Origin of the sequence: Vogesella mureinivorans, from assembly GCF_007644035.1 — a bacterium.
Classification (GTDB): domain Bacteria; phylum Pseudomonadota; class Gammaproteobacteria; order Burkholderiales; family Chromobacteriaceae; genus Vogesella; species Vogesella mureinivorans.
This window is the reverse complement of sequence record NZ_VMTV02000490.1, coordinates 1-340: the sequence shown is the minus strand read 5'-3', so window position 1 is coordinate 340 and position 340 is coordinate 1. Positions and strand designations below refer to the sequence as shown.

At 65.3% G+C, this 340-nt stretch carries 1 protein-coding gene; it reads right to left on the bottom strand.

Going from position 1 to position 340, the window contains the following annotated elements:
- Window positions 1–117: 117 nt before the first annotated feature.
- On the bottom strand, window positions 118–340 hold a 223-nt coding region (locus tag FLQ44_RS23695; RefSeq protein WP_206208881.1), incomplete at its 5' end, for a hypothetical protein.

Here is a 340-nt window from a genome sequence, read left to right as displayed (position 1 = left end):
CCCTGGCCGACGTGGCGATAGCCTCTTGCCGGGCCAAGTCCTGCGCGTCAGTGCTGACCCGCATGTAAATGCGGGCCACCTTGACCGGCGCGGCCGAGCTGGACGCTTTGGCTTCGGTCATGGGGTTGCCCTGCCTTCTTTGAAGGCGGCCCAGGCGTCCGAAGCCACGCCGGTATTCCCGGCCGCCTGCATCCACCGGGCGCGCTCTTGTTCGGTCAGGCCGTTCCACCACGCGATGCCCATCGCTTCATCCGTTTTGAGGACGTGGGGGGCTTCAAAGGTTGCCGCACGGGCAGGGGACTTGATGCGCCCACTTTCAAACAGGGCGTGTTCTTCATCG